At 60.9% G+C, this 19495-nt stretch carries 20 protein-coding genes and 1 pseudogene; 8 read left to right on the plus strand and 13 right to left on the minus strand.

Features of this window, described 5'->3' with window-relative positions:
• Nucleotides 1-20 precede the first annotated feature (20 nt).
• From I6J72_RS11845 to I6J72_RS11885, 9 genes are all read right to left on the minus strand, one after another.
• Complete coding sequence (locus I6J72_RS11845) at nt 21-788, minus strand: enoyl-CoA hydratase/isomerase family protein (RefSeq protein ID WP_204099326.1); 768 nt, start codon at nt 786-788, stop codon at nt 21-23.
• Entirely contained in the window at nt 789-1985 is a 1197-nt protein-coding gene (locus I6J72_RS11850) for an acetyl-CoA C-acyltransferase (protein ID WP_204099327.1), read from the minus strand.
• 56 nt (nt 1986-2041) lie between these two features.
• A complete protein-coding gene (locus I6J72_RS11855) occupies nt 2042-2818 on the minus strand; it encodes an enoyl-CoA hydratase/isomerase family protein (RefSeq protein WP_204099328.1) in 777 nt (258 codons plus the stop codon).
• An 11-nt stretch (nt 2819-2829) separates the two neighbouring features.
• The gene (paaE, locus tag I6J72_RS11860) at nt 2830-3990 is read right to left on the minus strand and encodes a 1,2-phenylacetyl-CoA epoxidase subunit PaaE (protein WP_204099329.1); all 1161 of its coding nucleotides are present in this window, start codon (nt 3988-3990) and stop codon (nt 2830-2832) included.
• A complete protein-coding gene (gene paaD / locus I6J72_RS11865) occupies nt 3990-4529 on the minus strand; it encodes a 1,2-phenylacetyl-CoA epoxidase subunit PaaD (RefSeq protein WP_204099330.1) in 540 nt (179 codons plus the stop codon). The genes paaE and paaD overlap by 1 nt, the downstream gene beginning before the upstream one ends.
• Before the next feature lie 27 nt (nt 4530-4556).
• Nucleotides 4557-5393 carry a 1,2-phenylacetyl-CoA epoxidase subunit PaaC gene (gene paaC, locus I6J72_RS11870; RefSeq protein ID WP_204099331.1) on the minus strand — a complete coding sequence of 279 codons (837 nt, stop codon included), beginning with the start codon at nt 5391-5393 and terminating at the stop codon, nt 4557-4559.
• On the minus strand, nt 5390-5677 hold the full coding sequence (paaB, locus tag I6J72_RS11875) for a 1,2-phenylacetyl-CoA epoxidase subunit PaaB (protein WP_039672784.1): 288 nt from the start codon (nt 5675-5677) through the stop codon (nt 5390-5392). Before paaB ends, paaC begins: the two co-directional genes overlap by 4 nt.
• Before the next feature lie 48 nt (nt 5678-5725).
• The gene (paaA, locus tag I6J72_RS11880) at nt 5726-6712 is read right to left on the minus strand and encodes a 1,2-phenylacetyl-CoA epoxidase subunit PaaA (RefSeq protein WP_204099332.1); all 987 of its coding nucleotides are present in this window, start codon (nt 6710-6712) and stop codon (nt 5726-5728) included.
• Nucleotides 6713-6862: 150 nt separating this feature from the next.
• Complete coding sequence (locus tag I6J72_RS11885) at nt 6863-7321, minus strand: hotdog fold thioesterase (protein WP_115024081.1); 459 nt, start codon at nt 7319-7321, stop codon at nt 6863-6865.
• A gap of 103 nt (nt 7322-7424) precedes the next feature.
• On the opposite strand from I6J72_RS11885, the gene I6J72_RS11890 reads away from it, so the two are divergent.
• The 5 genes from I6J72_RS11890 to metS all read left to right on the plus strand — a co-directional run bounded on the left by I6J72_RS11890 (nt 7425) and on the right by metS (nt 13236).
• Nucleotides 7425-8060: a TetR/AcrR family transcriptional regulator gene (locus I6J72_RS11890; protein ID WP_204099333.1), complete on the plus strand. Its 636-nt coding sequence runs from the start codon at nt 7425-7427 to the stop codon at nt 8058-8060.
• 333 nt (nt 8061-8393) lie between these two features.
• Nucleotides 8394-9659, plus strand: a complete 1266-nt coding sequence (locus tag I6J72_RS11895) for an AMP-binding protein (protein WP_370552175.1) — start codon at nt 8394-8396, stop codon at nt 9657-9659.
• A 107-nt stretch (nt 9660-9766) separates the two neighbouring features.
• A complete protein-coding gene (locus I6J72_RS11900; RefSeq protein WP_204099335.1) occupies nt 9767-11092 on the plus strand; it encodes an MFS transporter in 1326 nt (441 codons plus the stop codon).
• Nucleotides 11093-11375: 283 nt separating this feature from the next.
• Entirely contained in the window at nt 11376-13037 is a 1662-nt protein-coding gene (locus tag I6J72_RS11905; RefSeq protein WP_204099336.1) for a sodium-dependent transporter, read from the plus strand.
• A 25-nt stretch (nt 13038-13062) separates the two neighbouring features.
• Nucleotides 13063-13236: a methionine/alanine import NSS transporter subunit MetS gene (metS, locus tag I6J72_RS11910; protein ID WP_070533705.1), complete on the plus strand. Its 174-nt coding sequence runs from the start codon at nt 13063-13065 to the stop codon at nt 13234-13236.
• Here the strand turns inward: metS and I6J72_RS11915 are convergent.
• Nucleotides 13233-14198 carry an acryloyl-CoA reductase gene (locus I6J72_RS11915; RefSeq protein WP_204099337.1) on the minus strand — a complete coding sequence of 322 codons (966 nt, stop codon included), beginning with the start codon at nt 14196-14198 and terminating at the stop codon, nt 13233-13235. The two genes, metS and I6J72_RS11915, sit on opposite strands and share 4 nt — an antisense overlap.
• An 87-nt stretch (nt 14199-14285) precedes the next feature.
• Between I6J72_RS11915 and I6J72_RS11920 the strand changes: the two genes are divergently transcribed.
• Nucleotides 14286-14861 carry a VanZ family protein gene (locus I6J72_RS11920; RefSeq protein ID WP_204099338.1) on the plus strand — a complete coding sequence of 192 codons (576 nt, stop codon included), beginning with the start codon at nt 14286-14288 and terminating at the stop codon, nt 14859-14861.
• 12 nt (nt 14862-14873) lie between these two features.
• On the opposite strand, the gene I6J72_RS11925 is transcribed toward I6J72_RS11920, so the two are convergent.
• The 3 genes and pseudogenes from I6J72_RS11925 to I6J72_RS11935 all read right to left on the minus strand — a co-directional run bounded on the left by I6J72_RS11925 (nt 14874) and on the right by I6J72_RS11935 (nt 17660).
• Nucleotides 14874-15896 carry an NAD(P)-binding domain-containing protein gene (locus tag I6J72_RS11925; protein WP_204099339.1) on the minus strand — a complete coding sequence of 341 codons (1023 nt, stop codon included), beginning with the start codon at nt 15894-15896 and terminating at the stop codon, nt 14874-14876.
• Between the two features lie 4 nt (nt 15897-15900).
• Nucleotides 15901-16519: pseudogene (locus tag I6J72_RS11930) on the minus strand (response regulator).
• Entirely contained in the window at nt 16512-17660 is a 1149-nt protein-coding gene (locus tag I6J72_RS11935; protein ID WP_204100519.1) for a sensor histidine kinase, read from the minus strand. The pseudogene I6J72_RS11930 and the gene I6J72_RS11935 overlap by 8 nt, the downstream one beginning before the upstream one ends.
• A gap of 115 nt (nt 17661-17775) precedes the next feature.
• Between I6J72_RS11935 and I6J72_RS11940 the strand changes: the two genes are divergently transcribed.
• Both I6J72_RS11940 and I6J72_RS11945 read left to right on the plus strand, forming a co-directional pair.
• Nucleotides 17776-18771 (plus strand): ABC transporter permease, encoded by a 996-nt coding sequence (locus I6J72_RS11940; RefSeq protein ID WP_204099340.1) that lies wholly within the window; start codon nt 17776-17778, stop codon nt 18769-18771.
• A complete protein-coding gene (locus I6J72_RS11945; RefSeq protein WP_204099341.1) occupies nt 18771-19418 on the plus strand; it encodes an ABC transporter ATP-binding protein in 648 nt (215 codons plus the stop codon). The genes I6J72_RS11940 and I6J72_RS11945 overlap by 1 nt, the downstream gene beginning before the upstream one ends.
• The last annotated feature ends 77 nt before the right edge of the window (nt 19419-19495 follow it).

The raw sequence follows: 19495 nt of genomic DNA on the forward strand, positions 1-19495 counted from the left end.
TCTCCTTGTGAGTGGAAGGTTTATTTCTTGCGGTCCAGGAAGGCCTGCATCCGCTCAAACTTGGCGGGGGACTCAAAGAGCACCGCTTGGGCGATGTTGTCTACTGCCGGGTGCGCCGCATCAGGCATAGAGATGAGCTGCTTGGTCAAGCGCACGGCCAGCGGGTCCTGCTGAGCAATCCGGGAGGCGAGGGCGAGGGCACCGTCGACAAGCGCGTCCGGTTCGTGCAGCTCGCTGACCAGGTGGTTGGTCAGGGCTTCTTCGCCGTTGAGGATGCGTCCGGCCAGCAGAATCTCCTTCGCTAACGGGGTACCCACGCACTCCTTGAGGCGCCACGTGGCCCCCGCGGCGGCGGCGATACCCAGGCCGGCCTCCGGCTGGCCAAATTTGGCAAAAGGAGTGGCAACCCGGAAGTCCGCGGCCAGCGCCAACTCCAATCCGCCACCGAGAGCGTAGCCATCCACTGCCGCGATGACGGGGGAAGGAAGAGAAGCGATGCGGTGGAAAATGCCAGAGTTTATGCCACGCAGGGCATCCTCGCGGCGGCGCTCACGAAGCTGCGCGATGTCCGCCCCAGAGGCGAAGATCCCGCAGGGGCCCTTCGCGGTGTCCACGGTGCAGCCGGTGATAATGAGGATGCGGGGAGCGGACTCGAGCTGCGCGCAGAGTTCGTGGAACTCTCTCACCATCTGCTCATCGATGGCATTGCGGACGGCGGGGCGGTTGAGCTTGGCGACGACAATCTCGTCGTTCTCGCCGCGCGTTGAAATCTCAATGGCAGTCGTCATTTAGACCCTCTCAATCGCAATCGCGGTGCCTTGGCCTACGCCCACGCACATGGTGGCGATGCCGCGACTCAGACCGTCCGTTTCTAAGCGGTTGAGCAGGGTCAAGGTGATGCGGGAGCCAGAGGAACCCAGCGGGTGACCCAGCGCAATGGCGCCGCCCCAGGTGTTGACCTTGTCCTCGTCCAAGCCCAGCTCGCGGATGCAAGCGATGGACTGGGAGGCAAAAGCTTCGTTGAGTTCGATGGCATCCACGCTATCCAGCTCCCAGCCGGCGCGCTCCAGCACATCGCGGGTCGCCGGGATAGGGCCGGTGCCCATGATCTCTGGGCGCACACCGCGCGCAGAGTTGGCTACCACGCGGGCGCGTGCGGTCAGGTTGTGCTTCTTGAGGGCCTCCTCGGAGGCGACAATGACGCAGGAGGCGCCGTCATTAAGCGAGGAGGCGTTGCCCGCCGTGGTGACGTCACCCAGAGAGGTCACCGGGCGCAGCTTGGCCAGGACTTCCATCGTGGTGCCCGGGCGGGGGCCCTCATCGGTGTCGACCACTGTGACATTGCCCTTGCGGTCGGTGACCTCGACGGGCACGATTTCCCTGGCAAACTTTCCGGCTTCGATGGCGGCAAGCGCGTGCTCCTGGGAACGCACGGCGAAGGCATCGGCGTCCTCACGGCTAATACCGAAGACGTTGGCCACTTCCTCGGCGGTCTCCGGCATGGAGTAGGTCATCTTCTCCTGCTCCGCGAACTTCGGGTTGGCAAAGCGCCAGCCAATGGAGGTATCAAAAACCTGTCCTGGCTTGGCAAAAGGCTTGTTTGGCTTCTCCATGACCCAGGGGGCACGGGACATGGATTCGACGCCACCGGCGATGACAACATCCGCTTGGCCGGATTCTACGAAGGCGGTGGCCAGGGCAATCGAGGACATGCCCGAAGCACACAGGCGGTTGACCGTAATGCCTGGAACGGTGTCCGGGAACCCAGCGAGCAGCCAGGACATGCGGGCGACGTTGCGGTTTTCTTCACCCGCGCCGTTGGCGTTGCCGATGATGACTTCATCCACCGCGGAGGGGTCGAGCCCAGCCTCATCCACCGTCTTCTTGATGGCGGTGGCCATGAGATCATCTGGGCGAACCGAGGACAGTGCGCCGCCGTAGCGGCCCACGGGGGTGCGGAAGCCGGATACCAGGTATGCAGTCATGTGATTCCTTAGCTGTGGTGGGTTAGCTGATGTGTGTTGTGGAAGGTCTTGAGGTTTTAGCGTCCGCGGAAGACCGGTGGGCGCTTCTCGTTGAAGGCTGCGAAGCCTTCGTAATAGTCCTCGGTATCGCAGAGTTTTCCTTGGGCGATGTTCTCGGCATCGACGCTGGCCCACAGTCCGGTGCCGTTATCGCGGATATCCTGGACCAGCGTGCGGCTGGTGAGGAATGCCTGAGTAGCGCCGTGGGCTGCGCGCTGGGCGACGCCCCGGGTAAACTCCAGCAGCTCCTTCGCCGGCACCGCACGAGAGAAGAGCCCCGCGCGTACCGCCTCCGCTCCAGAGATGAGCTCGCCGGTGATGACGAGGTCCATCGCGCGGTGCGTTCCTAGACGCTCGACGAAGAGGGAGTGGCCGCCCGAATCGAGGGTGGCGCCCAGGTTGGCAAACGGGGAGCCGAACTTGGCATCCTCGGCGACGTACACGACATCGCACGCCAAGGCGAGGCCGAGACCCACGCCGAGGCACGGGCCGTGCACGGAGGCGAAGGTAGGCGCAGGGAAAGTATCGATCTTCTTGAGCACGGGGGTGACAACGTCCGCGAGGTATGCGGTGGCATCGTCCTCACGCGGATTGAGTCCCTTGATGTTGCGGCCGGCGCAGAAACCCTTGCCTTCGCCGCGCAGGATGAGCGCGCGGGGGCTGAGGGCCGCGGCCTCATCGAGGGAGCGGGAGAGCTCGGCGAGGTCTTCCTCCGCAAGAGAGTTCAGGGCCTTCGGGTTGTTGAGTACGAGCTCAACGACTCCGGCTTCGGCGTCGTGGTGCAGGTCAATCATGGGTATTTCTCCTAGGCGTCGAAGTCGAGGACGATGTTCGGTGTTGTGGGGCGCGACTGGCAGGTGAGGATATAGCCAGCCTTGACCTCGTCGGTCTCCAACGCGTAGTTCTCTGCCATGTCGACTTCGCCCTCGACCAGCTTGGCGCGGCAGGTGCCGCATACACCGCCAGCGCAGGCAAAGGGGACGTCAGAGCGCACGCGCAGGGCCGCGTTGAGCAGGGATTCGTTGGCAGAAACCGGAGACTCAACGGAGCCGGAGAGGCCATCGAGCTGGAAATTGATGGTGATGTTATCGCCTTCCGGATCCACCTCGACGTGGCGTCCAGCCTGGTTCTGGTCTCCGGAGGGCTTGCCGGTGGTGAACAGCTCGTAGCGCACGTCCTTCTCACCTACCTCGCGGCTGGCCAGCTCGTCGCGCACCAGCTGCACCAGCTCAAAGGGGCCGCAGAGGAACCATTCGTCGACGTTGTCGGTGCGCACCACGTTATCCAGCAGGGTCTGAAGTTTCTCAGCGTCGATGCGCCCGGAAAATAGCGGGTTGACGCGCTGCTCGCGGGAGAGGACGTGGTGCACGGCAAAGCGCGTGGGGAACTTGTCCTTGAGGTCACCGATCTCCTCGGCGAACATGACGTCGCCGCCGCCCTTATTGGCAAAGATGAGCTCGAATGTGGTGTCTGGGGAGGTGTGGAGCACGGTCTGCGCGATGGCCATGATCGGCGTGATTCCGGATCCCGCGGCGATCGCTACGAGGTGGGGATTCTCTAGCTTCTCGAGTTCTTCGCGCACAGCCTCAGGATTGTTGAGACCGGTCAGATGGGTCTTCGAGGTGAACGCACCCTGCGGGTTCATCACGTCCATGGTGTCGCCGGGCTGCAGAGTGTCGTTGGCCCACGTGGAGAACACGCCACCGCGGTCGCGCTTGATAGCGACGCGCAGAATGCCGTCGCGAGGTACATCGCAAATGGAATAGGAGCGGCGGACTTCCTGGCCGTCGATGATCGCCCGCAGGGCAACGTACTGGCCGGGGATGTAGTCATAGTCGTCTTGGAGTTCCGGAGGGATAGCGAAGGAAACCTCCACTGAGTCCTCAGTCAGGGCGCGCACCTCGGACACGGTCAGGGTGTTGAACGTGGCCTTCTTCTTTGCGGGGGCAGACGGGGTCGTGGTCATTAGTGCACCTTGAAGTAATCGAAGGGCTCCAAGCAGTCCTGGCAGTTGTAGAGGGCTTTGCAGGAGGTGGAACCGAATTGGGCAAGTTTACGTGTGCGGCGCGAGCCGCAGTGGGGGCATTCGATGGCAGGTGGCGGCTCGAGTGTGAGAGGGATGGGACCCTCCGGCGTGGCCCGGGTTGTACCGCTGGGAGGCGCAATGCCATAGTCTTTGAGGTTTCGTCGGCCGGTTTCCGTCATCCAGTCGGTGTTCCACGCAGGGTGGAGCACGAGGTCGACACGCACCTTCGCGTAACCGGCCTCGGTCAACGCTGTGGTGATGTCTGTCGTGATGTGCTCCATGGCGGGGCAGCCGGAATAGGTCGGGGTAATCGTGACCACCGCAGTATCGCCCTCTAGGCGTGCATCCCGAAGAATCCCAAGGTCGGCGATGGAAATGACGGGGATTTCCGGATCGGGCACCTCGGCGGCGACGTCCCACACGAGGGCGTCGTCAGGCTGCGAGGGACGCAGCGGGTGAGATTTATCAGTGATGGACACGATGAAACCTTGGTCCTTTCCTGTTCTTTACCAGGTTGCGCCTGGGTGCTGGCGAGCTAGGGACTGCATCTCCGCGAGGATGAAGCCACGGTGCTCGGAAAAGCGCCCGGTGCGTTGCCCGGAGCGGGCCTGCTTGACGTCCGGGATGGCCAGACCTGCCTTGTCGAGGACGTAGGTGATGCGCTCATCGAACTGCGCGCGCAGGCTCGACGGCAAGACGGCGATGCCTTCTGCCGCCAGCTTCTCGTGGAGCGGGAGGTCCTCGAAGAGCTCGTCGAGGTAGGGCCACATGTACATCAGGCCCTCCGTGATTCGGTGGTGGGACTCTTCGGTGCCGAGGCCGAGACGTAGGATCCACTGGTTGGCGTGGTCGACGTGGTACTCAACTTCCTTGAGGGCTTTGGCAGCGATAGCTGCTAGCGTCTCATCCTTGGACTCCAGCAGGGCGGTGTAGAGCCCGTATTGGTAATAGGAAAAGAGCAACTGGCGGGCGATGGTGTAGCCGAAGTCGCCGTTTTCCTGTTCGACCAGGCGGGCGGAGCGGAACTCCTCCTCGTTGCGGAAATAGGCCAAGTCATCCTCGGTTTTGCCCCACGCGGTGCCGGCATAGGTCAGTAGGAAGCGGGCGTGCCCGATGAGGTCGAGGGCGATATTGCCTAGGGCGATATCCTCCTCCATCTCTGGTGCCCGCGAAATCCACCAGCCCAGGCGCTGGGCCAAGATGAGAGCATCATCGCCCAACATGAGTGCATAACGAGCAGTGTCCTCGGGCGCGACTGCGCCGGAGGCGGCGATGTCTTCTGCGGTGATGCCGTTGCCTTGCGATTGCTTGGTCGCAGAATCGGCGGCTGCAAATCCGGTCACAGGTGCGGCACTCCTTCCGACTTGTCGTAGTACGTGGCGTGTCGGTAGCTCTTGCCCTGCGGGGATTCGAAGAATCCGCCCTTGGAGTCGGGGTCGGAGGAGGCAATGGCCTCGCTAGGCACAACCCACACGGAGGTTCCTTCGTTGCGGCGGGTGTAGAGGTCGCGGGCGTTGCGCAGGGCCATCGTGGCATCCGGTGCGTGCAGCGAGCCGGCGTGGACGTGGGAGAGGCCGCGGGAGGAACGTACAAAGACCTCCCACATGGGCCAGTTAGAGCTGGACATGGAATCTTCCTTAAAGTCTTGAAGCTGGTGGGGCAGTGTGCTTAGGCGTTAAGCGATGAGCGAGGTATCAGCTGCGTCATGCTTCTCGGCGTAGGCTGCGGCAGCCTCACGCACCCACGCGCCGTCGGCATGCGCTTGGCGACGACGCTGCATCCTCTGCACGTTGCAGGGGCCTTCGCCCTTGATGACGGCCTTGAACTCGGACCAGTCGAGCTCGCCAAAGTCATAGTGGCCGCGCTCTTCGTTCCACTTCAGGTCCGGGTCCTCGAAGTGCAGGCCAAGGACCTCGGCCTGCGGAACAATCATGTCCACGAAGCGCTGGCGCAGCTCGTCGTTGGAGAAGCGCTTGATGTTCCATGCCATGGACTGCTTGGAGTTGGGGGAGTCATCATCCGGCGGGCCGAACATCTGCAGTGCTGGGCCGTAGAAACGGTTGATAGCTTCCTGCGCCATCTGCTTCTGCTCTGGTGTTCCGTGGGACAGCTCGTAGAGGATCTCCCAGCCTTGGCGCTGGTGGAAGGATTCTTCCTTACAGATGCGCACCATGGCGCGGCCGTACGGAGCATAGGAGGCGCGGCAGAGCGGAACCTGGTTACAGATGGCGGCGCCATCCACCAGCCAACCGATGGCGCCGATGTCGGCCCACGTGCGCGCCGGGTAGTTGAAGATGGAGGAGTACTTGGCGGTGCCGTCGAGAAGCTGTTGTACCAGCTCATCGCGCGGCGTTCCCAAGGTCTCCGCAGCGGAGTAGAGGTAGAGACCGTGACCGGCCTCATCCTGCACCTTGGCCATGAGGATGGCCTTGCGCTTGAGCGAAGGAGCGCGGCTAATCCAGTTGGCCTCCGGCTGCATGCCGATGATCTCGGAGTGCGCGTGCTGGGAAATCTGGCGCGTCAAGGTCTTGCGATAGGCAGCCGGCATCCAGTCGGTGGGTTCGATGCGGGAGTCTTCGGCGATGAGCTCGTCGAAGCACTGCTGTGCTTGTGCTTCATCCGCGGCTGGGACGGCTGCGAGTGTGTTCTCTGATGTGGTCATGGGAGGAAACGTTGCCTCTCTGCTCAGTGTCGGCTCGGTAATACTTACTGACTGGTTGGTCAGTATATGGCGCAGGTGTGAGCTATGTCAACCGTGTTTGTGATCTGCGCCCTATTTCTGCGCGTTCGCTCCTAGCCCTGTGGCTGCGCGTTATTTTTTGCGGTTTTGTGGCTTGGCAGGAAGGACGCGAAATGTGCCGCGGAATTCGGCGATGGGATTTCCCTTGATACTGAGGGTGACATCGACGACGCCGTTGCGGCCCCAGGTTTGACGGGTAATTCCAACGCCGTCAACGACGTCCCCTTCGAAGGCTGGTGCAATGTAGTGAATCGAGTTGTGCGCGGCCACGGCCAGATCGCCGCCTGAATTGCAGGCGCCGGCGAAAATGGAATCGGCGAACATATACAGGTAGCCGCCCTGCGCTGTGCCGTGCCCATTGCACATTTCTGGGCGGATGGTGAAGTGTCCTTCGCACGTGCCGACGTCTAGCGCGGTAATCGTCGCACCAATCTCGGCGGTAGCGCGGTCACCATCGAACATGGTTCGCACGTGGGTAAATTCGGGGCCTTCGGCGACGCCGGGGGCAAGGATGGGATGTTCGGTGCTCATGGGGAAACTCTCCTTGGGAGGGGCCTTCCGCAATGCCACCGAGGGAGCAAACAAGGGGTGTGGTGACTCACTAGTCTAACGGTACGAAGTGCACTCTGCTTGAATGGACTGCGTGAATAAAGAGAAATCCATCGCTCGGGGCGCGGCCCGTGGCCGCCCCGGCTACTCCCGTGAAGATGTCATTCGTGCAGCTGTTCGCGTTTTTACCGCTCGCGGATACGACGCCACGTCGATGGACAACGTGGCGAGCGAATTAGGGATTTCCAAATCTGCTTTGTACCACCACATCTCTTCAAAGGAAGAGATTTTGGAACTCACGGTGGTGCAGGCGTTGAGCCGCCTTGAGGCGGTTACAGAAGAGATGGCTGAAGCCGATGTGTCGGCGGGAGAAAAAGTGCGAGGGCTGTTGCGTGGCTCGATCGAAGTGTTGTGTTCCGATCCGAAGTCTGTAGCACTTCTGCTCCGCTTGCGGGGTAACTCCGAGGTGGAGCGTTCCGCTCTCGAGCGTCGTCGCATTCTGACGCGTTCTGTAATTCCGCTGGTTGCAGCAGCTCAGGAGGAGGGAGCCATCCGTTCCGACGTTGATGCCTCGCTGCTGACCCGCATGATTTTCGGAATGATTAACTCGACGTCCGATTGGTATGAGCCGGAGGGGCGGCTTGATGCCGATGAATTGGCTGCCACCTTTGAAAGCGTCGTTTTTGGCGGTTTGGCCCCGCAGGCAATGACAATGGAGTAGCCCTAACCATATAAACCGGTTCGGCGTTGTGGTTTTCTGGGGTGGAGCCTTATTTCGCCTAAGAAACTGCCACGACCTGCGCTAATGTGGCGCTCTTCAAAAACTTGGCCAAAATGTGTTGTCTATCACCGCTGCAGTCTGTAGTGTACGTCACAAGGCTTACCCAACCGAACGGTAAGTAAGTAACGCGCGACGCGCGTGTTGTACCTGCTAACCAACTTCTTGCAGCACTTTCGAGGGAGCTCAATGGGTGTGGTACCCCTCTCCCCGAAATGAAAGGCAAATAACGTGACCGCAACGTTTGACATTTTCTCTGACCACCATGGCCCTCAGATGGGGATCGAGTACGCTTCCCGCGACGAAATCATCGCGCTGCAAACTGCGCGCGCGAAGAACGAGTTGCGCCACGCGTACTACAACGTCCCTCACTACCGCCGTGCATTTGATGAAAAGGGCGTCCACCCGGATGACTTCAAGGAGCTTTCGGACTTTGCTCTGTTCCCGTTTATGGACAAAGAAACTCTCCGTGCGGAGTACCCCTTCGGGATGTTTGCTGTAGGGCAGAACCAGGTTTCCCGCATCCATGCATCCTCCGGCACCACTGGCCGTCCGACAGTTGTGGGCTATACCGAAAATGACGTGCGCATTTGGGCAGAGCTCGTGGCGCGTTCGCTGCGGGCAGGAGACTTGCGTAAGAGCGACAAGGTTCAGATTACGTTTGGTTACGGCTTGTTCACTGGCGGCCTCGGTGCCCACTATGGTGTCGAGGCCTTAGGGGCCACCGCAATTCCGACCTCCGGCGGTCAAACGGAGCGCCAGATTCAGATCATGCAGGATTTCCAGCCGGACGCGATTTTGGGCACCCCGTCTTACGTGCTTAACCTTCTTGACCGAATGCGCAAGGAAGGTTTGGACCCGCGTGAGTCCTCCCTGCGCGCTGGTGTCTTTGGCGCCGAGCCGTGGAGTGAGGGAATGCGCCGTGAGCTTGAGGAAGGTTTTGGTATCACCGCAACCGATATTTACGGCCTCTCTGAAGTGATGGGGCCGGGTGTGGCTCAGGAGTGTGTGGAGACCAAGGATGGCCTGACTGTCTGGGAGGATCACTTCTACCCGGAGATTATTGATTCGGAGACCATGCAGCCTGTTCCGGATGGAGAGTACGGCGAGTTGGTCATCTCCTCCCTGACTAAGGAGGCCTTCCCGATCATCCGCTACCGCACCCACGACATTACCCGCTTGCTCCCGGGTACCGCGCGTTCGATGCGCCGCATCGACCGTATCTCCGCTCGTAACGACGACATGATTATCCTGCGCGGCGTGAACTGTTTCCCGTCGCAGTTCGAGGAGATCATCACCGAGGACCGCTTGCTTCGCCCGCGCTATCAATGCGTGCTGAGCAAGCGCGGCCGCATGGACCATCTCACCCTGGTGGTTGAGCACTCCTCGGAGGCGACCCCCGATCAGATCGACGCTTCTGCCGCGTGGCTGAAGAAACAGATCAAGGAACGCATCGGCATCACCGTTGGCGTGGAAATCACTGATCATGTTGATTGCGGTGAAGGTAAGGCGAAGAGGATCGTCGACAACCGCGATAAGTAGTCCGTTCTCGGCTCTTCGGGCACGCCTAGTTCACCACATGACTCCTTCATTCACTGGCTTAACCGTATCCACTGTGCTTCTGCACCCATAGAGAAAAGAATCCCACTATGTCTGCACCAGTCACCCAACAGCCTGCCCAAGGGCCGGGAATTACCACAGAGCACAAGCGCGTGCTCGCTGGCTCGATGGTCGGTACCACTATTGAGTGGTTCGACTTCTTCATCTATGCCCAGGCCGCCGGCCTGATCTTTGCCACCCAGTACTTCGATCCGGTCTCCAATGAAAGCGCCTCGTTGGCGCAGATCATTTCCTGGGCTTCGCTGGGCATTTCGTTCCTGTTTCGACCTCTTGGTGCAATCTTGGCCGGTCACTTGGGTGACAGGCTAGGCCGCAAGCCGGTCCTCGTGGTCACGCTGGTTGGCATGGGCCTAGCCACCATGCTGATGGGTGTGCTGCCCACTTACGCATCCATCGGAATGGCTGCACCTATCTTGCTGGTAGTGCTGCGTGTCCTCCAAGGGCTCTCCGCTGGTGGTGAATGGGGAGGTGCAGCGATGCTGTCGGTAGAGCATGCACCCGCAGGGAAGCGCGGACTATTTGGAGCGTTCCCCCAGGTAGGCGTGCCTCTCGGAATGTTCCTTGCCACCATCTTCATGCTGGTGCTCTCCACCGTTTTGACCCCGGAACAGTTCCTTGCATGGGGTTGGCGCATTCCGTTCTTGTCCTCTCTCGTGCTTATTCTCCTCGGCTACCTCATTCGTCGAGCGGTAGAGGAGTCGTCGGCCTTCGCGGAAATGGAGGAGCTTAAGGAAAAGTCCACCGCACCGCTCGCGGTCCTGTTCAAGGGGCACCTAGGAACCGTCATCAAGTGCGCGGTCATCTTTGCAGCTAACAACGCTATTGGTTATTTCGTTATCGCCTACTTCACCGCCTATGGAACGAAGGTGGTGGGCTATACACGCCCGCAAGCTCTTGCGGTAGCCCTCGTTGCGTCGATTGGCTGGTTCTTTGGAACGTTGTACTTCGGCCACCTGTCCGACAAGGTTGGACGCCGCACGACCTTCATTGGTGGTTATGTCGTCCTAGCGTTGTACATCACCCCAGTATTCCTAGCGGTCGATTCAGGCAACGTACATCTGTTCGGCGCAGCTGTGTTCTTGCTGGGCGTCATCTTGGGCGCGAGCTACGGCCCGCAATCAGCGATGTATGCGGAGATGTTTCCAGTGAAAGTGCGTCTGTCGGGCGTGTCCATCGGCTATGCCTTCGGCTCCATTATCGGTGGTGCCTTCGCCCCGATGATTGCGGAGATGCTTTATACCAAGTTTGAGACCTCCATGGCCATCGCTGCCTACGGTGTCGCTATTTCGATCGTCTCCCTCATCGGCGTGCTCACTGTCCCCAAGGGGATTCAGGACCGCGACCTGCACGTCTAGTCGCACTCTGAACTTCTCAGGCTCGATACCCCTCATCGCTCGGTTTTCTTTCAGGACTCGTTGTTCCGAAAGGCAAGGCTGGGTGCCGAGGGGTTTCGGCGGTTTTAGTGAGTGAGTGATGTGAAGCCTAGGGGGTAAAAAATGAGACACAATTCTCAAAAAACGGTACCTATTGGTCGGCAGGTAGTATAAACTCCTCGCTAATACTCGTCCGCATGTGGATGCTGAAGGTTCCTCTTTCAGGCTCATGCGGGCGGGATGTGCTCTACAAGAAGGTGCTCTCATGTCCTCAACAACCACGACAAAAACTACGTCAACGCGCGATACGTTTAACACCCGCTTCGTCTTCCTTATGGCTGCTATTGGCTCCGCTGTGGGCCTGGGTAATATTTGGCGCTTCCCCTACGTTGCTTATGACAACGGTGGTGGTGCCTTCCTCATCCCGTACATGGTGGCGCTGCTGACCGCGGGTATTCCGATTCTCTGGTTTGACCTAGCCATTGGCCACCGCTTCCGTGGTTCAGCACCGCTGGCCTTCCGCCGCATTGGTAAAAGCTGGGAAGGCGTTGGCTGGTTCAAGGTCGGAGTGAACTTCTTCATTGCCATCTACTACGCCGCCATCATTGCCTGGGCGGCGTTGTACACCGTGAAGTCGGTAAAGCAGGCGTGGGGTGACGATCCTGCCACCTACTTCATGAGTGATTTCCTCCAAGCAGACCCAGAGGCCACTTATTCCGGCGACGTGGTTCCCTCCATCCTCATCGTCATGATCCTCGTGTGGATCATCTGCATTGCGACGTTGGCCACGAGCATTAACGAGGGAATTGGCAAACTGACGTCGATCTTCTTGCCGGTTCTCGCGGTTATGTTCATCATCCTCGTGGTGCGCGCATTCTTCTTGGAAGGCGCCACGGTTGGCCTGAGTGCCTTCTTTACTCCGGACTGGTCCGTACTGAGCAACCCCTCAGTGTGGATTGCGGCCTACGGCCAGATTTTCTTCTCACTGTCCATCGGCTTCGGCATCATGATCACCTACGCGTCTTACCTCAAGCCGCGTACCAACCTCACGAACACCGGCTTGGTTACCGCCTTTGCGAACTCCTCCTTCGAGGTCCTCGCTGGAATTGGTGTCTTTGCCACCTTGGGCTACATGGCAGCGCAGCAGGGCGTGGCCGTGGATGAGGTGGCCTCCTCCGGTATCGGCTTGGCGTTCATCGCCTTCCCGACCATCATCAACCTAATGCCGTGGGGCGGATTCTTCGGTGTCCTCTTCTTTGGCTCACTGTTCTTGGCCGGCGTGACCTCGTTGATTTCCATCATGGAGGTCGTGGTTTCCGCAGTGGCCGATAAATTCGATGTGTCACGCCGGGTATCCGCGATTTCCGTCGGCAGCGTCATGGCGGTTCTGTCCTGCTTCCTGTTCTCCACGTCTTCCGGGCTGGTCACGCTGGACATCATGGATAAGTTCACCAATAACCTGGGTATCGTCTTTGGCTCTATCTGCGCGCTGATTGTGGTGGGCTGGATTACCGGCCGTCGCCGTGAAATCCAGCAGCACCTCAACGCCGTGTCCCAGTTCAAGGTTGGTGGCTTCTGGCAGATTCTCACTTTCGTGGCTACGCCGCTGCTTCTGGTCTACTTCCTTGTCAACGAAATCCTCACCATCGCGCGCGAAGGTTATGAGGGCTATGCCTCTATCCAGATTGGGCTCTTTGGGTGGGCAGCCCTCGGCCTCATCCTGTTGGGAAGTCTGCTCATGCCACTCGTAGCTTTCCGCGGCGACAAGTACCTCGACGGGATGGAGACCTCGGATTACGGCGTCCCAGTTGGCGGCCGCCCCGCAGGCACCCCGAACCCGCTGGCAGCCGGTACCGCGGCAGAAGTGAGCACAGAGACCGCAGCCGCGCCCGGACACAATGCCGTGCCCGTCTCCGGCCAGAAATAACACCTAGTAGGAAAGGAGAATGACAATGACTACCAGCGCAATCCTGCTCTTTATCCTCTTCGTCGTCGTCATCTGGGGTGGACTGGTGGTGTCCTCCATCTGGCTGGCCCGCACTGACGATGACACTACGGGCGAGCTGGGCTCCGCCCCCGGTACGGATGACGAAGCCCTGTCACATCGCGTTCATCAGCGCAGTTAAATTTCCACCACTGTGCGCCCGTGGCGGGTGCCGGCACGCAGCTCCTTGGCGGCCGCGGCGACGGCGTCGAGCGGCACGGTTTCCGTAATGGAGTGCAGCAGATCGAGGTCCAGGTGATCGTCGAGAAGCTGCCAGGCAGCCTCACGCACCGCGCGCGGAGCGTCGACGGAGTTGCCACCCGCCAGCACGATACCGCGCAGGATGAACGGCAGCACCGAAGCCGGTAGATCAGGGCCGGCCGCCATGCCGGTGGCTGCGACCACACCGCCCCAGCGCACCTGCGCCAGAACGTTAGCTAGAACAGTAGAGCCGGCGGTGTCGATGGCGCCGTCGTACAGTGCTTTCTGCAGCGGGCGCCCAGTTTCCGAGAGCGCAGCGCGGTCCAGAATGTGATCCGCACCCAGCCGGGTGAGGTACTCCGATTGGGAGTCCACGCGGCCAGTTACCGCGGTGACCTCGTAGCCGGCAGATTTGAGCAACTGCACGGCGATGGAGCCCACGCCGCCCGTAGCACCGGTGACGAGGACGTGACCTTCCGTGGTGCCGTGCGTGCGCAGCTGGTTCACACAGATAGCCGCGGTGTAGCCGGCGGTGCCGATGGCAGCAGCATCGTGGGCACTGAAGCGCTCCGGAACGGGGATGGTGGCCTCACCGTTGACGCGCTGCTGAGTGGTGTAGCCACCGTGGCGGAACTCGCCCAGGCCGTCGCCGAAGGCTGCGACGAGCTGGCCCGGTTTCAAACGCTCATCCGTGGTTTCTTCCACGGTGCCTACGACGTCAATGCCGGGCACGAGTGGGTCGATGCGCATGACGCCCTTATCGCCCTCCAAAGCCATGGCGTCTTTGTAGTTGAGGGAGGAATACTGAACATTGACCAGCGTGTCCCCTTCTGCCAGAACCTGCTCGTCCTGGAAAGTCTGGGAAACGCCGGACTCGGTGCGGGTGACAAGTAGTGTGCTCATGCGCACTATCCTACCGACACTGTGAAGCAGCCTCTTGGCAGCGAATGCACTAGGAACTTGTCAGCTTTTCCTCTTACAGTGTCCTTCATGAGCACCACAGAGCTTCGCCACACTCGAAACCGGCTTGCGTCCGTGCCGGATCCGTACCGGCATGTGCTTCGCGACGCCCTCCTCGTCACCCTTCTCGCCCTTGTCACCGTCGGGCTGGCCACGCTGGGCAAGCCCTTCATGGAGATCCCGGGAGTCGTGGATGGCTCTGCGCATGCGGTACGCAAGGTGAACCTGCACCTCTTTGGCGGTTTTGAGACGGCCTCGGTGTGGTATGGAGCGTGGAGCGATCTCTTTGGCAACATCCTTCTTTTTATGCCCTTCGGTGCGGCCGTGTACGTGGTGGGGCGCTCTCTGCGCCGGATTCGCTGGGGTCTCGGCGGAGCACTACTGGCAGGTCTCATGGTGAGCCTGGGGATTGAAACTGCCCAGTACGTCTTCTGCCTAGGCTTTAGCGATATTGATGATGTCCTTTACAACACCGTGGGCAGTGTTCTGGGGGCACTTCTTATGGCGCGGCTGAGCCGTGAGGCACGAATGAAGAACCTGCAACGCCTTGGCTTTCTCCTAGCTCTGGCGGCGGTGGCACTCAGTGGAGCCATGCTGCTGAACTAGGCATTTCCTAACTTATGCGTTCGGCGTGAGCCGAACGCGTTCAGTAACGTCAGCCGCGACCTGCCGAGCATATGGAGAGACACCGGTAATCGTGGCCGAACCAGGACCAGTCCACGAGCCGTAGCCCACGGGGAAGAAACCTTCCACCGTGGGTTTTCCTTCTGCTAGGAGTCCGGTAAAGGGGCGCAGGGCAGGCCTAAAACCGGTGGCCCAGATGAGATCACTAAAGCCCTGCTCGGTGAGTTCATCGAGGGAATCGAACATCGGGGTAGCGTCCAACAGCCCGCTATCCCGGGCCTTGAGGACGGGCGGAACCATGACGATATCGCCGAGCTCCGACTCCGATCCGGGATCAGGCTCCCCTTTTGCTAAGGCGAGCATGCGCTGCCGGTTGCGGCTAAAGAGCACGCGGCCATCCACGTCATCCGGCATCCACCGCGGCGGATGCGTGGTAAACCACGTGGTGTCCACGCCTTCCAGGGCAAGCTCGGCGGCGATTTGGGCACCTGAGTTGCCTGCGCCCACGACGGCGACACGCCCCGCATCGTGCTGTGCGTCGGGGAGAAACGGCGCGGGGCCGGGGTAGTTCGCCGTGTGCCATTGGCAGCCCGCAAATGCGCCGGGATAAAAGGGGATAAAGGGCGCGGACCACGTGCCGGTGGCGGCCACGACGGTGCGGGCGCGGAACTCCCCGTGGGTGGTGGAAAGGCGGAAGAAGGGGGCGTCGTCAAGCACGGCGGTGACCTCGACGCCATGCCGAACGGGCAGGTCATAGCGCTCTTCGTAACGAGTGAGGTAGTCGACCACATGGGTTGCCGGCGGAAACCCGGGGTAGTGCGGCATGGGCCAGCCGGGAAGAGTGGAGGACTCGGCATCGCTAAACAGCGTCAGTGAGTCCCACACGTGCTGCCAGGCACCGCCGGGGGAGGGGTTGGCGTCGAGGATGAGAAAGTCGAGCTTCTTTTTGCGCAAGTAGTAGCCGGTGGCGAGGCCGGATTGGCCACCACCGACGACGATGCAATCGTAGGTATGCATTGGCTTAAATGAGTTTGCGCTCGCGGGCAGCGGACACCGCAGCGGTACGGGTCTCCACTCCGAGCTTTTGATAGACGTGGATCAGGTGAGTCTTCACAGTGGCCTCAGAAATAAACAGCTCCTGCGCAATCTGCTTATTGGACTGGCCGGTGGACAGTGCCTGAAGAATCTCCAGCTCACGGGCGGAGAGTGCCGTCTCCGGCTGGGCTAGGCGCTCCGCCAGGAGGTTGGTGACCTCGGGGGCTAGGGTGCGCTTTCCGGCGGCGGTATCGAGCACGGCTGTGTGCAGGGCTTCCTCAGGAGCGTCTTTCAACAGGTAGCCCATCGCCCCGGCCTCCACTGCGGCGAGGATGTCGGCTTGCGTGTCGTACGTGGTGAGGATCAAGACCGGCGGTCCGTTGAGTTCACGCACGCGCCGGGTGGCGGCAATGCCATCGACATCCGGCATCTGGATGTCGCAGACGACGACGTCGATCGGGGGGGACGTCGTCAAGCAGCAGCTTCTCTACTGCCGAACCGTCAGAGCCTTCCAGCACCACATCAATGTCGTGGAACGTGTTGAGAATGGCGCGCAGCCCGGCGCGGACCACGGGGTGATCATCGATGAGCATCACGTTAACCATTGCGGCTGCTTCCTGTTGGGAGTCGCACCGCGAGCGCGGTGCCGGCCGGTGAGGATTCTACCTGGACGGAGCCACCGACGCTGCGAACACGCTGCTCCAAGCCGGTCAGGCCGAAGCCTTGTGGGCCGTCGATGCCGTGGCCATCGTCGACCACGTCCAAGGTGATCTCATCTGTGAAAGCGCCCAGCGTGACCACTGCGCGGTCGGCGTCGGCATGTTTCATCACGTTGGTTAGGCCCTCGCGCGCGGAACGCAGAATGACGTGGTGGAGCTCGGTAGGCACCTCGCCGCGGCCGGTTAACTTGAGACTAAAGCGTGTGCGTAACCCCAGACCCTTCGCCTGTGCTTGGAGTTCGTCCACGAGGGCGCGCAGACCTTCATCGATGGAGGAGGTTGGGGCGGCGAGTTCTTTGACGAAGCGACGAGCTTCCGCGAGGTTGTCCTTGGCCACCTTCTCAATGAGTTCGAGCTGTGCGGTGGTCTCCTCCGGGTCCGTGCTGTTCTTCGCAGCGCGGCTGAGCAGCACGATGGAGGATAAACCTTGGGCCACGGTGTCATGAATCTCCCGGGAGAGCCGCTCGCGTTCTTCGAGGCGGCCTGCTTGGTGCTCGGTGGCGGCCAGTTCCTCCTGTGTTTCACGCAGTTGCTTGGCCACAGCCGCGTGGTGCACCGCCTCCGCTTGAATCTTGCGGGCAGCGTGGTAGACGGCCACGGCGAAGCAGGTGCCGATGAAGGGGCCGATCGCCGCGGCCGCCGTCCATGCTTGGGGGTGCAGCCAGGCGGGGATGAAGGCGGCGATGGCCCACAGTACAACGCTGGCGAGGATGCCAGGCCAGAAGGGGAGGGCATGGACAAAGACGAAGACCAGCGGAAATTCCATCCACATGAAGTCTTGGGCATGCACCATGAGGCCGATCCACAGCAGGCAGAGCGCAGCGAGCCACAGCGTGGTGGGTACGGGCTTGGCGGGCTTGCGGGCAGCGTAGGCCACGAAGCCGGCGTAGACCACGGCGAGGGCAATCGAGAGCCCGAGGACTCGGGCATCGAGCCGGTTATCGGCCCAGGCGCGGAGTACGCCGAAGACCAGCAGGAATCCAAACATGACGTGGAGGCCAACGGTCCACAGGCTGTTTCGCATCATCACGCCGAACCAGCTTATCGCCTCAGCGGTTGAGGCCGAATCAACCAACTGGTTGAGTGAAGGTTCAACTAGGTACCCGATTACTTTCTCTTCGCGCGTGAGCAGTATGAATACTATGTTCCTTGCATTGAGAGAGATAGTCACCGCCCGTGGTCGTTTCTTCCTGATCGGCGGCGTCGTGGCTCTAATTACGTTGTTGCTCGTTATGCTGTCCGGCCTGACCCAAGGCCTGTCCAAGCAAAATACGTCCGCCCTGGAGGCGCTCGGTGAAAACACCCCGAACGTGACGTTTTCTACCGAGGACCCGTCCTTTACGGAATCAGAAATCTTCGCTGAAGACGTCACCGCTGGTGCTATCCCGCTGGGCGCTACCCAGACCAAGCTTGACGGACAGGGCGGCGTAGCTGTCTTCGGTCTGCCGGCTGGTACTGAGATCCCCGGTACGGACACCCTCATCCCGGATCGCGGCATGGTTCTGAGCGAATCTATCGACGAGGAGATGAACGCGCCTTCCCAGGCCACGCTCGGTGGCGTGGATCTGGACGTGCGCGGCGCGGTGCCGGATGAGTACTACTCCCACTCCCCGGTCGTATGGGTAGACACCGCCACCTGGCAGAAGGTCTCCCACGCCCGCGAGGACATGGTGGGTGTTGCCCTGTTGAGCGCGGAACCGACTGATAGCTCCGTCTCGATGGCTAAGGCCCTGTCTGGCCTGCCGGCTTACAGCTCGGAGCGCGGTTCCCTGCTCACCATGCAGGCTTTCCTCTACGGCATTTCCGCGCTTGTCACTATCGCCTTCCTGAGCATCTGGACCATCCAGCGCACCCGTGACCTGTCCATCCTCCGCGCTCTTGGTGCCAGCGTGACGTACTTGCTCAAGGACGCTATTGCCCAGGCGGCCATCATCCTGGCTGCCGGCGTGGGTATTGGCGCACTTGTTGGCTGGCTGCTGGGCCTCGCCGCACAGGGCACCGTGCCCTTCGAGGTTTCTGTAATGACGGTCATCGTTCCCGCACTCGGCATCTGGCTGCTTGGCATCGCTGGTGCCTTCCTCGCCACCCGCCGCGTGGCAAAGATCAACCCGCTCGACGCCCTAGGAGGCAACGCCTAATGACTACCACTGCTACTCCTGCTCTGTCCCTTCGCGACATCGTGGTGACCTACCCCGACGGCGAGTCCCGCGTCACCGCCCTCGATGGCGTGAGCCTGGACGTGAAGCCCGGTGAGCTCACCGCCGTCATCGGCGAGTCTGGTTCCGGCAAGTCCACTTTGCTCTCTGTCGCCGCCGGCCTCATCGAGCCGGACTCCGGAACCGTTGAAATGCACGGCTCCCGCGGCCTCATCTTCCAGCAGGCCAACCTCATTGCATCTCTGACCGCGCGTGAGCAACTACTCATCATCGACCACATGGAAGGCCGAAAGCCACGCCAGGACCGTGCCGATGAGCTCTTGAGCTTCGTGGGCCTTGAGGACTTTGGTAACCGCCGTATGAACCAGCTGTCTGGTGGTCAGCGCCAGCGCGTCAACATTGCCCGCGCTCTTATGGGCCAGCCTTCCGTGTTGCTGGCGGATGAGCCCACCTCCGCTCTTGACTCTAAGCTTTCGCGCGAGATTGCCAAGCTTCTGCGCGGTGTCACCGAGGACTTTCGCACCGCTACCCTGTTCATCACCCACGACCGTAGCCTGCTTGACTACGCCGACCGTGTCCTGGAAGTCAAGGACGGACACGTCTCTGCTTACTCCGACGTGGCGGCCTAGACCTTAATTGATACAAGGAACTAATTTTCTTCTTAGTGCCCACAAGTGCTGAAGGCGGAGTACATTAGTACTCCGAT

The organism is Corynebacterium sp. FDAARGOS 1242 (assembly GCF_016889985.1).
In the GTDB taxonomy this organism is placed as follows: Bacteria; Actinomycetota; Actinomycetes; order Mycobacteriales; family Mycobacteriaceae; genus Corynebacterium; species Corynebacterium minutissimum_B.